11 protein-coding genes are annotated in these 15615 nt (G+C 63.7%); 4 read left to right on the forward strand and 7 right to left on the reverse strand.

The window, feature by feature from the left end:
• Positions 1 to 15: 15 nt before the first annotated feature.
• From hemZ to recJ, 5 genes are all read right to left on the reverse strand, one after another.
• Positions 16 to 1536: a coproporphyrinogen dehydrogenase HemZ gene (hemZ, locus tag AC3YUO_RS04645; RefSeq protein ID WP_489961866.1), complete on the reverse strand. Its 1521-nt coding sequence runs from the start codon at positions 1534 to 1536 to the stop codon at positions 16 to 18.
• Positions 1537 to 2392: 856 nt separating this feature from the next.
• Complete coding sequence (locus tag AC3YUO_RS04650; protein ID WP_489961867.1) at positions 2393 to 3007, reverse strand: MBL fold metallo-hydrolase; 615 nt, start codon at positions 3005 to 3007, stop codon at positions 2393 to 2395.
• Between the two features lie 23 nt (positions 3008 to 3030).
• The gene (gene dtd, locus AC3YUO_RS04655; protein WP_489961868.1) at positions 3031 to 3474 is read right to left on the reverse strand and encodes a D-aminoacyl-tRNA deacylase; all 444 of its coding nucleotides are present in this window, start codon (positions 3472 to 3474) and stop codon (positions 3031 to 3033) included.
• A gap of 336 nt (positions 3475 to 3810) precedes the next feature.
• Entirely contained in the window at positions 3811 to 6051 is a 2241-nt protein-coding gene (locus tag AC3YUO_RS04660; protein ID WP_489961869.1) for a RelA/SpoT family protein, read from the reverse strand.
• A 155-nt stretch (positions 6052 to 6206) separates the two neighbouring features.
• Complete coding sequence (gene recJ, locus AC3YUO_RS04665) at positions 6207 to 8267, reverse strand: single-stranded-DNA-specific exonuclease RecJ (RefSeq protein ID WP_489961870.1); 2061 nt, start codon at positions 8265 to 8267, stop codon at positions 6207 to 6209.
• A 1002-nt stretch (positions 8268 to 9269) separates the two neighbouring features.
• On the opposite strand from recJ, the gene mnmG reads away from it, so the two are divergent.
• From mnmG to secG, 4 genes are all read left to right on the forward strand, one after another.
• The gene (gene mnmG / locus AC3YUO_RS04670) at positions 9270 to 11156 is read left to right on the forward strand and encodes a tRNA uridine-5-carboxymethylaminomethyl(34) synthesis enzyme MnmG (RefSeq protein WP_489961871.1); all 1887 of its coding nucleotides are present in this window, start codon (positions 9270 to 9272) and stop codon (positions 11154 to 11156) included.
• A 329-nt stretch (positions 11157 to 11485) separates the two neighbouring features.
• Complete coding sequence (locus AC3YUO_RS04675) at positions 11486 to 12397, forward strand: MBL fold metallo-hydrolase (protein ID WP_489961872.1); 912 nt, start codon at positions 11486 to 11488, stop codon at positions 12395 to 12397.
• 39 nt (positions 12398 to 12436) lie between these two features.
• A complete protein-coding gene (locus tag AC3YUO_RS04680; protein WP_489961873.1) occupies positions 12437 to 12817 on the forward strand; it encodes a RidA family protein in 381 nt (126 codons plus the stop codon).
• 192 nt (positions 12818 to 13009) lie between these two features.
• Positions 13010 to 13243, forward strand: a complete 234-nt coding sequence (gene secG, locus AC3YUO_RS04685; protein ID WP_489961874.1) for a preprotein translocase subunit SecG — start codon at positions 13010 to 13012, stop codon at positions 13241 to 13243.
• A 73-nt stretch (positions 13244 to 13316) separates the two neighbouring features.
• On the opposite strand, the gene AC3YUO_RS04690 is transcribed toward secG, so the two are convergent.
• Positions 13317 to 13931, reverse strand: coding sequence for a cytidylate kinase-like family protein (locus tag AC3YUO_RS04690; protein WP_489961875.1), 615 nt, complete (start codon positions 13929 to 13931; stop codon positions 13317 to 13319).
• A gap of 39 nt (positions 13932 to 13970) precedes the next feature.
• Entirely contained in the window at positions 13971 to 15320 is a 1350-nt protein-coding gene (locus AC3YUO_RS04695) for an ArsB/NhaD family transporter (protein ID WP_489961876.1), read from the reverse strand.
• Positions 15321 to 15615: the final 295 nt, after the last annotated feature.

Genomic DNA, 15615 nt, shown 5'->3' on the forward strand with positions numbered 1-15615 from the left:
CGCCCCGGCAGGGATTTATCGGGGCCGGGCCCCGGCGTAAAACCGGACCAGCTCCTCCTTCTGGGCCAAAACCTTGTCCAGGGAGGTGAGGTAGTCCTGGGGATATTTGGGGTTGGGCAGGCGGACAATCTGTCCTTTTTCCGGGTCCACCAGCTTGGTGACCCCGCCGCCGCCGATGGAGACCACGGTGTGCAGCTCCTCCATCATGGCGATGTTGTAGACGCTCTCCAGTCCGGGCAGGGTCCAGCCCACGTTTTCCAGGGAGCCGGACATGTACTTCTGCCGGTAGAGGTAGTAGGGGCGGTAGCCCCCGCCCCCCAGGGCGTCCAGGGAGTACTCCAGCATCCGGGCGGTCTCCTCGCCGGAGGGAAGAGTCCCACCTTTTTCCATCAGGGTGGAGCCCTTTTTCAGCGCCAGGGTGTGGACGGTGATGTTCTCCGGGGCCATGGCCAGCACCCCGTCCAGGGTGCGGCAGAAGCCCTCATAGCTGTCCCGGGGCAGTCCGGCGATGAGGTCCATATTAATGGAGTCAAAGCCCACCTCCCGGGCCAGGGCGTAGGCTTCCCGGATGTCCTCCGCCGTGTGCCGCCGGCCGATGGCCCGCAGCACCTCGTCCTCCAGGGTCTGGGGGTTGATGGACACCCGGCCGATGCCGTGGGCCTTCAGCACCTCCAGCTTTTCCCGGGTAATGGTGTCCGGCCGTCCGGCCTCCACCGTGTATTCCACACAGTGCTCCAGGGGCAAATGGGCCTTACAGGCGGCAAGCACCCGGTCCATCTGTCCGGCGGACAGGGTGGTGGGGGTTCCGCCTCCCATGTAGAGGGTGCGCACGGTGAGGCCCGCCTGGTTCAATGCCTTTCCGGTGGCCTCAATCTCCTTCAGCAAAGCCTCCACATAGGGGTCCACCAGCTTCATAGTCCGGCCCACATCGGCGGAGACGAAGGAGCAGTAGGCGCAGCGGGTGGGGCAGAAGGGGATGCCCACATACACCGACACCGTGCCCGTGCCCAGCACCTGCTGGGCCGCCAGGCTGGCTTTGGCGCAGTCCAGGGCTAGCTGGGCCCGGCGGGGGGACACCCGGTACTCCTCTTCCAGCTCCTGTCGTGCCTCCTCGGGGGAGACCCCCTCCTTCATGGCCCGGGTGGGCAGCTTCACGGGACGCACGCCGGTGAGGGCGCCCCAGGGGGGCTCGTGGCCCAGCAGGGCGGTGCCCGCCTGGTAAAAGGCCAGCTTCAAGGCGTGCTGCACCACGTGGTAGACCGCGTGGGGGTCCTGGTCAAGGTCCGCGGCGGGGAAGGTGCGCTTCCCCTGAGCGGTTTTGCCATCCCAGGCCACCTGGGCGGAGAGAACGGCGGTGTCTCCCTGGGGCTCCAGGGCGAAGAGGGCGGCGGAGGGCTCTCCCTCCAGTGTACGGGGGAGGTCCTCCGGGTATTCCGGCCGCTCCCCGGGAAAGAGGGTGAGCATCATCTGCTCGGCGGAGTAGCGGTAGCGCTCCGGCTGCCAGGGGGTGGAGGTTTCCTGAAAATAGAGCTTCATGCTTCACCTTCTCAATGGTTTCGGCCTGTGGGCCGGTGGTTTGTGTGGAAAAATTGGAACGATGGATGCCCCCGTCTTATGTCGGCTTACTCGTAGGGGCGGATATGATCCGCCCGCTCTGCTCTGGCAGGCTGCAGAAGGGGGACGTGGGAATCTCGCCTGCGGGCGGGTAGGGATGGTTTCGCCCTGCGGGGCGACCTACTTTGCCCATGTCGGCAAAGTAGGCAAAGCGCCGCCGGGGGACGGCGTCTGGAAAAACACTCCGTGTTTTTATGCCGCCTCCCCCGGACCCCCGTTTATTTACGGGGGAGCCACCAAGGGGCGAGTTATATCCATCCGGCGCGGGCAAAAGACAGGATACCGTACCTCGCGCCGCCCGCTGCGCAGCCGTTGGCGGCTTTGCCGCCTTACGGATGCGGCGTACCCCTTGCGGGTACTGCCGCTCCGTGTTGGTTGAACAGGCTTGCACTCCTACAAGAGCCGTCGCGCCTAGCTTTCATCCATCGCGGGGCGGTTCGGTAGTTGCTCCGCCTCCGGGGCTGGTTCCGCATGCACAAAGACTGCCGCAAAAACGCAACTGCTCCAGGCCCGCACCCGGCAACGGTTTCGTCAACCGCAGGCCCATTCTGTCACTGGCCTTTCCAAGTTACCGTCCCCCGGGGGTACATCCAATAGGGGGGCCAAGGCCCCCCTGATTGGTCGTTTCAAGGGGATGGGGTATCTAGGGGAAGGGGGAAATCGAAATCCCCCTTCCCCTAGACAGCTCTTTGGTGACTTTCTGTCTGCACAGAAAGTTACTCGCCCGGGGGCGAAACACTCTTCAAAACTCTAGCGCAGCAAATAACGCATGTTTTCCTCAGTGCGCCATAGCCTCCCGCAGGAAGGGGTTGCTTCTCCGCTCCCGCTCCAGGGTGGAGGTGACATCGTGGCCGGGGCAGACGTGGTAGTCCCCCTCCAGCTCACCCAGCCGCTTCAGGGAGGCCATAATCTCTGCATAGCTGCCTCCGGCCAGGTCGGTGCGGCCGCAGGACCCGGCAAAGAGGGTGTCGCCGCAGAAGAGCACGTCGCCCACCTTCAAAACCACGCTGCCCTTGGAGTGCCCGGGGGTGTGGATCACCTCAATGGTGAGGGAACCCAGGGTGAGCGTGTCCCCCTCGTCGTAAAAGAGCAGGCCGTCCACCTGACCGGCCAGGGGGAAGAGCTGGGAGCCAGCCCCGTTGGCGTCGGCCTTATGGATATAGATTTTGGCCTTGGGCAGGGCGCGGTGGAGCTCCGGCACGGCGGTGGTGTGGTCGTAGTGGCCGTGGGTAAGCAGAATGTACTCCACCTCCACCTTGTCCTCCTCCAGCGCCTTTAAAATCCGCCCGGCCTCGTCGCCGGGGTCAATGACCGCGGTCTTGCCGGTGGTGTCGTCCTCCAGAATATAGCAGTTGGTGCCGATGGGGCCCACCTGCATTACTTTCACCTTCATTCCAGCACCTCTTTCATGGTCCGTCAGGGTTTGTCCGTATCAAATAAAATGGTCACCGGGCCGTCGTTCACCGAGGCCACCTTCATGTCGGCGCCGAACTGGCCGTGCTCCACCTGGAAGCCCCGCTGGCGGCACCGCTCCAGGAACCGCTCGTAGAGGGGGATGGCCAGGTCGGGCTTGGCCGCCCGGGAGAAGCCGGGGCGGCGGGAGGAGGTGTCGGCGTAGAGGGTAAACTGGCTGATGACCAGCATCGCTCCGCCCACCTGTTCCAGGCTCAGGTTCATCTTCCCGTTCTCGTCCTCAAAGACCCGCAGGTTGCAGATTTTCTCCGCCAGCTTGTCGCAGATCTCCTCGGTGTCCTCCGGGCCCACGCCCAGCAAAATCAAATATCCTTTTTCGATGGCGCCCTCCACCGCTCCGTCAATGGTGACGGAGGCAGAGGACACCCGGGTCACAACCGCCCGCATGGTTTCACATCCTTTAATTTCTTCTTATCGCCCCGCGGGCTAAGCCTTGTTCCTGTTCGCCGCCATTCCTTCAGCCGCCGAAGGCGGCCACAAGATCGAAGCCCAGCCAAGCGGGTTCGATCTTGAAAGGAGGAGCGACGAAATGAGTGAGCTTTGCCCATGGGGGCAAAGCGAAGGATATGCAGTCCGCGACGACGCTGTCATGCTCCGGATTGGACGCACGGCCGGGTCGCTTTCCCTCCGTCTCGGCGCACAAACATCCGGCCCACTGGGCCTTCTTGGTTTGCACGCCTCGCTCCGGTCCAAGCTCCCCTGTGCGTCTATCCTCCGCACTTCTCATTTCCCAGACGCTCTTGCCACATGGTACACGCCCTGAATGTTGTTGAGCTTGTTGATGACCGCGTTCAGCTCCTCCTTGTCCTTGACCTCCACCACGATGTTGACCGTGGCGTAGCCGTCGGGCTGGGAGCGGGCAGAGAGGGCGGACACCTTCACCTTGGCGGAGGAGAGGGCCATGGCCACGTCCAGGGTCAGGCCGTCCCGGTCCTTGGCAGAGAGCTCCAGAGCCGTCTTGTAGTGGGGCAGACTGCTGTTGACCCAGGAGACCTTCACCCAGCGGTCGGCCTCCTCGGGCTTGCGCTTGTCGGGGGCGGCGTTGGGGCAGTCGGCCCGGTGGACGGAGACGCCGTAGCCCCGGGTGATGAAGCCCACCACCGGGTCGCCGGGGACGGGGGTACAGCACTTGGCAAACTTCACCAGGCAGTTGCCCAGGCCCTCCACGATAATGCCCGAGTCGGTGTGCTTGTTGGAGCCCTTCAGCTGTCCGGCCTCCACGGGGGCGCTCATGCCGGGGACAATGACGCTCTCGGCGGTAGTCTTGGCGGCGGCCGCCGCCTTCTCCGCCTGGAGCCGGCCCAGGCGCAGCAGCTCATCCTTGATCCGGGCCACCGCCTTGGCGGCGGTGGTGCCGCCGTAGCCGATGGTGGCATACAGCTCATCCAGGGTGCCAAAGCGCACCTTGCGCAGGATGTGGGGCAGGACCTCCTCGCCGGTGATGGCCGACATGGGGATCTTCATATGCTTGAGCTCGGCCTCGAAGGCGGCCCGGCCGGTGGCGATGTTCTCCTCCCGGCGCTCCTTCTTGAACCACTGGCGGATCTTGTTCCGGGCCTCGTTGGACTTGCAGATTTTCAGCCAGTCCCGGCTGGGGCCCTTGGCCGCCTTGGAGGTAATGACCTCCACAATCTCGCCGTTTTGCAGCTGGTAGTCGAAGGGGACCATCCGGCCGTTCACCCGGGCGCCCACCATGGTGTTGCCCACGGCGGAGTGGATGTTGTAGGCAAAGTCGATGGGGGTGGCTCCGGCGGGCAGGTTCACCACGTCGCCGTTGGGGGTGAACACAAAGACCTCGTCGGCAAAGAGGTCCACCTTCAGGGTGCGGACAAACTCCTCCGCGTCGGTGTCCTGCTGGTTTTCCAGCAGCTTTCGCACCCACTCGAACTCGTGCTCGGTGCCCAGGTTCTTGTTGGCCAGCCCCTGCTTATACTTCCAGTGGGCCGCCACGCCGTACTCCGCGGTCTGGTGCATCTCCCAGGTGCGGATCTGCACCTCGAAGGGGATGCCTTCCCGGCCGATGACGGTGGTGTGGAGGGACTGGTACATGTTGGGCTTGGGGGTGCCGATATAGTCCTTGAACCGGCCCAGCACCGGCTTAAACATGTCGTGAATACAGCCCAGGACGTTGTAGCACTCGGGGATGTCGTCCACAATCACCCGGAAGGCGTACAGGTCGTAGATCTCGTCCAGGGTCTTGTTCTGGGTGAACATCTTGCGGTAGATGGAGTAGATGTGCTTCACCCGGCCGTAGACGGTGCAGTGGATGCCCTCCTGGGCCAGGCGCTGCTGGATGCGGTGCTGGATGCCCGCCAGGAACTCCTCGTGGGCGGAGGAGCGCACAGCCAGCTCCTCCTCAATCTCCTTATAGCCCACCGGGTCCAGATACCGCAGGGCCAGGTCCTCCAGCTCCCACTTCAGCTTCTGCATACCTAAGCGGTGGGCGATGGGGGCGTAGATCTCCATGGTCTCCAGGCTCTTCTCCCGCTGCTTCCGGGGGGACTGGTACTCCATGGTGCGCATGTTGTGCAGCCGGTCGCAGATTTTGATGAGAATCACCCGGATGTCCTGGGCCATGGCCATGAGCATCTTGCGGAGGTTCTCCATCTGCTCCTCTTCCTTGGTGACATACTGCACCCGGGTCAGCTTGGTGACGCCCTCCACCAGGTCAGCCACCGTCTCGCCGAACTTTTTGGCGATCTCCTGGTGGGTGGACGCGGTGTCCTCGATGCAGTCATGGAGCAGGGCAGCAATGACGCTGTCCACATCCAGCCCCAGGTCGGCCACGATCTCGGCCACCGCCAGGGGGTGGATGATATAGGGCTCGCCGCTTTTGCGCAGCTGGCCGTTGTGGGCGGCGTCGGCGTAGGTGAAGGCGTCGTACAGCCGCTTGGTATCCAGATTGGGGGTGTAGGTGGCTACCTTGTCTTCCAGGGCATGATAGCGCTCCAAAATGGGATCCATAAAATCACCCTCTTTGTGAGATAGGAGTTATGAAACGAAATAGGAGACAGGGAATGGCCTTCTCTCTTCTCCTGGACATTCATATATGTTCCCGCGGATTGTTCTGCAATTTTTCCCCCGCGGGTCATTCTGCATTCTGCATTCTGCACTCTGCATTATTCCTGCCCCAGCGCTTCCCGCAGGCGGCAGAGAATTTCGGAGGCCTGCAAATCCACCTTTTTCTCCACATGGTTGATGGTAATGCGGATGCGTCCGGTGTGCTGGACCAGGGAGATGAGGCCCCGCTCCTCCATGACCTCCAGGCACAGCATGGTGCGGGCGGGAATCTCCCGCTGGCCCGCCGAGCGGGCCACGCCCCGTGCAATGCGTGGGAGGGTGTCCTCCACGGGGACGCCGGGGGCGCTGTGGCGCTCCAGATAGCGCCAAAGGTCCACAAACTCCCACCGCTCGGGGAGCAGGAACCGGGCCTCCTGAGGGGTGAGGGGCTCCTGACGGCGGAATTTTTCATAAATAGCCCGCTCCATCTGGGCCCGGGACAGGGCCAGGCGCAGGTCCACCACCTGGAGCTGCACGGAGCGCTGGCCGCGGAATTCGTTGATCTGGGGGTAAAAGGCCACATCCACCCGGCAGTCGGGGTACAGGCCCAGCTGGCTCCCGTCGGCGGAGAACCAGATGGCCTCCAGCACCGTCCCCCGGGACTCCAGCCGCAGCTTCAGATGCCGCCCCTGGCCCACCTGGCACAGGGACTGCACCCGGGCGCCCCGCAGCACCAGCAGGGGCCGGGGGTTGCCGGTGCCCCAGGGCTCCAGCCGCTCCAGGCTCTCCACCGCCTCCACGGTGAGCTCCCGGGCCTCCACCGCCGCGTCGGCCTCCAGCTGGGAGACGTACTCCTCCTCCCGGCCCGTCAGCAGCCCCCGCAGGGCCTGGGCCAGGGCGGGGATATTCTCCTCCCGCACGGTGAAGCCGGCGGCCAGAGCGTGGCCTCCGAAGTTCTCCAGCAGGGGGGCGCAGGCCTGAAGCAGTTCAAAGAGGTTCACTCCGCCCCAGGACCGGCAGGAGCCCTTGCCCACGCCCTTGTCCAGGCAGATCATGAAGGCGGGGCAGCCGTAGCGCTCCGTAAGGCGGGAGGCCACAATGCCCACCACGCCCTGGTGCCAGTGCTCGTCGGCCAGGACGATGGCCCCGGACTGGGGGCTCCGGTCCAGACGGCGGACGCACTGCTGGAAGATGTCTCCCTCAATGGCCTGCCGCTCCCGGTTGAGCTGGCACAGCTCCTGGGCCAGCTCCTGGGCCCGGGCGCGGTCGTGGGTGAGCAGCAGCTCCACCGCCTCCATGGCACGGCCCATCCGCCCCGAGGCGTTGAGCCGGGGGGCCAGGGTGTAGCCCACAAAGACGGAATTGACCGCCCGCTCATCGCTGGCGGCGCAGTGGAGAAGCTCTCCAAAGCCCAGCCGGTGGGGCGGATTGAGGGCACTGAGGCCCCGGCTGACGATGCGCCGGTTCTCCCCGGTCATAGGCATGACGTCGGCCACCGTGCCAACCGCGGCCAGGTCGCAGAAGCGGGCGAACAGCTCCTCCGCCCGGTCCGGTCCGGCCACCGCCATGGCCAGCTTCAGCGCCACGCCCACTCCCGCCAGACCCTTGAAGGGGTAGGGGCAGTCGGGGCGGCAGGGGTCCACCACTGCCGCAGCGGCGGGGATGGCCTCCTTGCAGGCGTGGTGGTCGGTGATGATGACGTCCATCCCCAGGCTCTGGGCATAGGCGGTCTCCTCCACGGCGGTAATGCCGCAGTCCACGGTCACAATCAGGGTAACCCCCCGGGCCGCCAGGGCGGCCACCGCCTCCCGGTTGACGCCGTAGCCCTCCTCCAGGCGGCAGGGGATGTAGGGCAGGACCTCCAGGCCCTCCCCCCGGAGAAATTCCGTGAGCAGACAGGTGGCCGTGATGCCGTCCACGTCGTAGTCGCCGTAGACCGCCACCCGCTCTCCCTTGCGGATGGCCAGGCGCACCCGCTCCACCGCCTTGTCCATGTCCGCCATAAGCAGGGGGTCGCACAGGGGCTCCCACTCCGGGGCAAAGAGGTGGGCGGCCTCCGTGGCCGAGGTCACGCCCCGGGCGGCAAGCACCGCGCTCAGCAGGGGGGACAGGCCGGCCTCCTCCAGAGCCTGCCGGGCCTCCGGCGCACCCTGGGAAACCTTCCATCGCTGGTATTTCATTGTCCTGCCGCCCCCTTTCCAAAACCAGCCCTTCCCCCGAGGGGGTAGACTGGGGCAGTATCAACTTATAGTATAGCATATTTGCAGGTCTTCCTTCAAGTGAAAATACATTCCCGCCGCCTCCTGCAGGCCCCGTCTGCAGTTTTTCCCGGGGGTACACCGTGTGCAATCGCCCGCAGAGGGTCTTCCGTAGGGGCGGTCCTTGCGGCCGCCCGTCCCCACGGAAAACAGCTTGGAAGCACAGGAGATTTCGCCTGCGGGCAGGGTGGGGGATGGGGATGTTTCGCCTCCGGGCGAGTGACTTTCTGTGCAGACAGAAAGTCACCAAAGAACTGTCTAGGGGAAAGGGGATTTCGATTTCCCCCTTCCCCTAAACACCCCATCCCCTTGAAACGACCAACACAGGGGGGCCTCGGCCCCCCTATTGGATGTACCCCCCAGGGGGATGGTAACCTGGAAGTTCCAGCACCGTAATGGGTGTGGAAGGCAACGAAAACGCTGGCAAGTGCGGACCTAGAGCAGGTGCGTTTTTGCGGCAGTCTTTGTGCATCCGGGACCAGCCACGGAGGCGGAGCAATCACCGAACCGCCCCGCGAGGGCCGAGCATTAGGCGCGACGGCTCTTGTAGGAGCAAGCACCTGTTCAAGGAACACAGAGCGGCAGCGGGCGGCGCGAGGAGCGATATCCTGTCTTTTGCCCGCGCCGGATGGATATAATTGCGCCCCTTGGTGGCTCCCCCGTAGAAAAAACAGGGGGTCCGGGGGAGGCGGGATAGGGCATTGAAAATGCCCGTGAGCCGCCCCCGGTGGCGCTTTGCCTACTTTGCTGACACGGGCAAAGTAGGTCGCCCGCAGGCGAAACCTCTCCCCCCATTCCCTTCCCACAAGCCGTCAGCTCTTGTCCTTGTTGAAAATTCGTGGTAAAATATTTTTTACTTTTTTGGGTGGATATCCCCCTCTGGGGTCATCCACACTCCAACAATCAGTAAGGACGGAAACCCCAATGGACACCTACTTTGCCGGACAATTTGACATCGCCGTCATCGGCGCGGGCCATGCGGGCATCGAGGCCGCCCTGGCCGCCGCCCGCATGGGCCTTCGCACCCTGTGCTTCACCGTCAACCTGGACGCGGTGGGCAACATGCCCTGTAACCCGGCCATCGGCGGCACGGGGAAGGGCCACCTGGTGCGGGAGCTGGACGCCCTGGGGGGCGAGATGGGCAAGGCGGCGGACAAGGCCTGCATCCAGTACCGGCTTCTGAACCGGGGCAAGGGCCCGGCGGTCTGGTCCCTCCGGGCCCAAGCGGACCGCCGCACCTACCAGCGGGTGATGAAGGCCACCCTGGAGGACCAGGAGAACCTGTGGGTGAAGCAGGCGGAGGTAGTGGAAATCCGCACTGAGAACGGGGCGGTGTCCGCCGTGGTCACCCACACCGGGGCGCTCTACCAGGTGCGGGCCGCCGTGGTGGCCACAGGCACCTATCTGGGGGGCCGCACCATTGTGGGCGAGGTGGTCCGGGACTCCGGCCCCGACGGCCTGGCCGCCGCCCTGCCGCTCACTCAGTGTCTGGTGGACCTGGGCCTCTCCATCCGCCGCTTCAAGACGGGCACGCCCCCCCGGGTCCACGCCCGGAGCGTGGACTTCTCCAAAATGGAGCTCCAGGAGGGGGACGAGGACGGCCTGCGCTTCTCCTTCCAGACCGAGGTGCCCCCGGAAAACCGTGCGGTGTGCTACCTCACCTACACCAACGAGAGGACCCACGAGATTATCCGGGCCAATCTGGACCGCTCCCCCCTGTACGACGGCACCATCGAGGGGGTGGGTCCCCGGTACTGCCCCTCCATTGAGACGAAGATTGTCCGCTTCCCGGACAAGGAGCGCCACCAGCTCTTCGTGGAGCCCATGGGGCTGGACACCCGGGAGCTCTACATCCAGGGCTTTTCCTCCTCTCTGCCCGAGGACGTGCAGATTGAGATGCTCCACACCATCCCCGGCCTGGAGCAGGCGGAGATGACCCGGGCGGCCTACGCCATCGAGTACGACTGTGTGGACCCCACCCAGCTGCTGCCCACCCTGGAGTGCAAGGAGATTCCCGGCCTCTACGGGGCAGGGCAGTTCAACGGCTCCTCCGGCTATGAGGAGGCCGCCGTCCAGGGCTTTGTGGCGGGGGTGAACGCGGCGCTGAAGCTGCTGGGCAAGCCCCCCTTCATTCTCCGCCGGGATCAGGGGTACATCGGGGTGCTTATCGACGACCTGGTGACCAAGGGCACCAACGAGCCCTACCGCATGATGACCTCCCGCACGGAGTACCGCCTCCTCCACCGCCAGGACAACGCCGACCGGCGGCTCACCCCCCTGGGGTACCAGCTGGGTCTGGTGTCCCGGGAGGTCTATGAGAGGGTAGAGGAGAAGTACCGGGCCGTGGACCGGGAGGTAAACCGTCTGGAGCACACGGGCACGCCCCCCACGCCGGAGCTGGACAAGCTGCTGGAGGAGCGGGGAGAGCCCCGGGTGAAGGACGGGGCCCGGCTGGCCGACCTCCTGCGCCGTCCCCGGCTGACGTACGCGGATCTGGCCCCCTTTGACCCCCAGCGGCCCGACCTGGACAGCGCTGTGGCGCGGGAGGCGGAGATCACCATTAAGTACGCCGGCTACATTGACCGGCAGCTTCGGCAGGTGGAGGAGATGCGCCGCCTGGAGGAGCGCCCCCTGCCCGATGACGTGGATTACCTGTCTTTGACGGGCATCCGCCTGGAGGCGCGGCAGAAGCTCCAGGAGATCCAGCCCCTGAACCTGGGCCAGGCCAGCCGGGTGTCCGGCGTTTCCCCGGCAGACGTGGCGGTGCTCATGGTCTACCTCAAACAACGGGAAGATCACACGCTTTCTTGAAAGAAAGCTTGGCAAAGAACTTTATGCGAAACTTCGTTTCGCCTCTATGCCCGCCCCGCTTTCTTGAAAGAAAGCTTGGCAAAGAACTTTATGCGAAGCTTCGCTTCGCCTCTATGCCCGCCTGAGAGGCTTGAAATGGGACACGGATAGCAGCCCGCCTGAGATCGTTCCGTAGGGGCGGATATCATCCGCCCGCCGTTCCAAGGTTTCGCCGAAGGCGGAACACCTTAATTTCTCATTTGCAATCCGTTCCGGTTATTTCCCGGGGCAAGTCACATACTACCCAAAACGCGTTGGGGCGGCCTGTCCGCCCCGTGGAGGCAACACCAATGAAGCTCTCACAAGTAAAAGGAAACACCTGGGTGGCCGAGGGAATGGAGCTCATTCCCTTCTACAACCTGGACGAACACCGGTGTATTTTACTGGACACCGGCCTTTCGGAGGAGCGGGAGGAGCTGGAGGCCGCCCTGCTGGAGAACGGGCTGACCCCGGCGGGCGTTCTGTGCTCCCACGCCCACATCGACCACTGCGGCAACAGCGGCTACTTCCAGCAGAAGTACCACATCCCCGCGGCGCTCAGCGCTCCGGAGGCGGCCATCTGTCAGAATCTTCTCACCCTCAAGTGCTATTTTCTCACCCTGTCTCCCGCCATGGTGGAACAGGAGTCCTCCTGCATGATCCACACCCCGGATGTGCTCCTGCCCCCCCAGGACGGTCCCTTTTCCTTTGCCGGGGCGGAGTTCACTCTCATCCACACCCCCGGCCATTCGCCGGGCCATGTGTGCACCGTCACGCCGGACGGGGTGTGCTACCTGGCCGACGCGGTGCTGAGCCACGAGCTGCTGGGGGCCAAGCTGCCCTACAACCTCTCCATGGCCATGTGCATGGAGAGCCGTGAGAAGCTGCGGGGGCTGCCCTATGACACCTACATTATGGCTCATCACGGGGTGTGCACGGGGGAGGAGCTGCCCCATCTGCTGGACGAGAACCAGGCTCTCATCCGCACCCGGGCGGAGGAAATCCGCTCCCTCATCACCCATCCCATGACCAGCAGCCAGATTGATGCCGCCGTGTGCGCCTACTACCAGCTCTTCACCCACAAGCCCAACCGGGCCCTGCGCTTTGAGCGCAACATCTGCTTTTTCGTGGAGTACCTGGTGGACAGCGGCCTCCTGGAGGTGCGCTGCCGGGGCGGCGTGGCCCGCTATTGTCCCCCCTCATCCAAGACCGCGGCCCAGTGACCGCCGCGTGACACCACCATACCGAAAGGAGTCTTTTTCATGAAAACCGTTATTTCCACCTCCAACGCCCCCTCCGCCATCGGGCCCTACTCCCAGGCCATCAAGGCGGGCAACCTGCTCTTCGTCTCCGGCCAGATCCCCCTGGATCCGGCCACCGGCAACCTCACCCCCGAAGAGACCATCCAGGCCCAGACCACCCAGGCGCTGAAGAACCTCTCCGCCATCCTGGCGGAGGCCGGGGCCACCCTGGACAATGTGGTCAAGACCACCGTGTTCCTCAAGGACATGGAGGACTTCGCGGAGATGAACCGGGTGTATCAGACCTTCTTTGCCGCCGACTGCCCCGCCCGCTCTGCGGTGCAGGTGGGCCGTCTGCCCAAGGACGTGCGGGTGGAAATCGAGGCCATCGCCGTCCTGTAACCCGGCCTATCTTGTGCTCTCCAGCCCGGATGAACCCCATATGGGCGAAACGCCCTGGGAATGTTGGATTTTTCCCAGAAAGGGCTTGCATTTGTCCCAATTTTATGATATCCTTGTTTCTGCGTCCGGATTACTCCCGGGGCTTTTTGTGATTTTTCGCCCGCTGCGGGCTTTGAAAGGAACGATTTTACCATGCTGAAGCTCATTGTGACCATCATTCAGGTGCTTTGCGGCCTGGTCCTCATCGCCGTTGTCATGCTCCAGTCGGGCAAGAGCGCCGGCCTGTCCGGTGCCATTTCCGGTGCAGCTGACACCTTCCTGTCCAAGAACAAGGCCAAGTCGGTGGACGCCAAGCTGGCCAAGGCGACCAAGTGGGTGGCCATCGCCTTCGTGCTGCTCACCCTGTCCCTGAGCATCATCCACTAAGTTTGGAAATTGAAAAAAGCGTGCGCTCCGTTGGAGCGCACGCTTTTTTTATTGTTTCCCGGGGGAGGAGAGGTCATTCCTCCACGGGGCGCATGGTGTGAATCCGGTCGCGGATGTACCGCTCCAGCAGGTCCACCGTCCCCTGAATGCCCAGCTTGGCGCTGTTGATGCACAGGTCATAGCTCCGGGAGTCGCCCCACTTGCCCTTGCAGTACTGGTTGTGGTAGCTCTTACGCTTGCGGTCCCGGCGGGACATCAGCTCCAGGGCCTCCGACTCGGGGATGGCGCCCCGGGCCATGGTCCGCTGTACCTTGAACCACCGGTCCGCCAGCACGAAAATGGAGACACGTCCGGGGTAGTCCTTCAGCACCTCCTCGGCGCACCGGCCCACCACCACAAAGGAGTCTCCCGCAGCGGCCCGGTCCCGGAGATACTGAAACTGCATCTCGGCAATCACATCCTCGGGCGCATTGCTGAATCCGTTCACCGTGCGGTAAAACACCCGGGTTCTGGGCGCCTCGTCGTACCGCTCCATGCGCTCGGGATTCAGGCCCTTCTCCTCGGCGATGTGCCGGAGCATGTTCTCCTCCAGCAGGGGCAGGGAGAACCGCTCGGCCAGCCGCCGGGCAATCTCATGGCCGCCGCTTCCAAATTCCCGTCCCAGAGTGATAATCAGTTGTTCCGCCATATGACTTCCCCCTTTTCAACAAATCAGCGGTCAGCCGCCTCAGAAGTAACGGACAAACATAAAGAGCATGGAGATCAGAATCACAATCACGGTGGCGGGGGCCATAATCCTGCAGTACTTGCCCCAGCTGATGGGGTGGCCGCTCTTGGCGGCAATGGAGGTGCCCACCACGTTGGCGGAGGCACCGATGGGTGTGGCGTTGCCGCCGATGTCCGTGCCCATGGCCAGGGCCCAGGCCAGGGTGTCCATGTGGATGCCCTGCACCTCCGCCAGGCTGCGGATGACGGGAATCATAGTGGCGGCAAAGGGAATGTTGTCAATGAAGGCGCTGGCCAAGGCCGAGCCCCAGATGATGATGGCAATGACCAGCATGGGGTTGCCGCCGCTGGCCTTGCTGATAAAGCCGGCCAGAATTTCCAGTACGCCGGTCTGCTCCAGGCCGCTGACCACCACGAAGAGGCCCACGAAGAAGAGCAGGGTCTTGTAGTCCACCCGCCGCAGCAGGCTCCCGGCCCGCTTTCCAGCCGTCAGCAGGGTGGCCAGGGCAGCCAGCACACCGATGCAGGAGACGGTGAGGTGGGTCTGTGCATGGGTCACCAGCAGCACCACCGCACAGAGGAAAATCACACAGCTGGTGACAAAGGCCCGGCGATCAACAATCGCCTCCTTGGGGTCGGGGTAGTGGGTGGGCCGCACCGCGCCGGAGGCGGGCTGCAGCTCCTTTCGGAAGCAGAAGTAGAAGTAAATCAGCACAAACACCAGGGAAATGGCTGCCATGACGCCGGTGTTGGTAATGAAGTCCACGAAGGAGTAGCCCAGGGAGGTACCGATGATGATGTTGGGCGGGTCGCCGCACATGGTGGCCGAGCCGCCCAGGTTGGCGCAGAAAATTTCCGAGAGAATGAGGGGCACCGGGTCCAGCTTCAGCATCCGGGCCAGCTCCACGGTGACGGCGGCCAGGAACATGATGACGGTAATGCTGTCAATGAACATGGCCAGGCCCGCAGACATCACCATAAAGGTGATGAAAATGGGCACCGTGCGGTAGTGCACCGCCTTGGCGATGGTCATACACAGCCAGCGGAAAAAGCCGCTGTCTCCCATGCCCTCCACCATGATCATCATGCCGGCGATGAAGGTGATGGTCTCCCAGTTGATGCCGGTGGAGCTGGAGGCTCCGCCCGCCTGGTACCAAAAGCCGATCTGCGTAAAGCTGTGGAGACTCAGAGCTTCCAGCACGGCCTCCTTGCTGTTCATAATCAGTCCGAATACCACTACCAGGGTGAGCAGCGCGCAGCCTAGGGTGACGATGTGCCGTTCAATCTTTTCAGATACAATGAGGACAAACATAGCCAGGAAAATGATCGAGGCCGCAATCTGAGCCATCATGGAATCCGCCTTCTTTCCGCTCTTTGGCGCGCCGGTCCCAACCGGGCGCATCGGTCATTATACCCTTGGGCGGAATAAAAAAGCAAGCGGCATTTCCCCACCTTTTTGTTCAGATTGCGCTAAGATTCCCCCCGTTTCCCCCGCCATCTCCGGCGTTCTGCCCGTTGTCCCCGGGATCCGTCCGTCCCCATTATACTCCAAAACCGCCGGGCTTACAAAGGGAATGGGAGAAATTTCCCCCCGGTCGTGAAAACCGACGGCACGGAAGGGCAAGGCCTCCGTGCCGCCGGAAATA

It is taken from the genome of Pseudoflavonifractor sp. HNCC25GI2, from assembly GCF_058136395.1.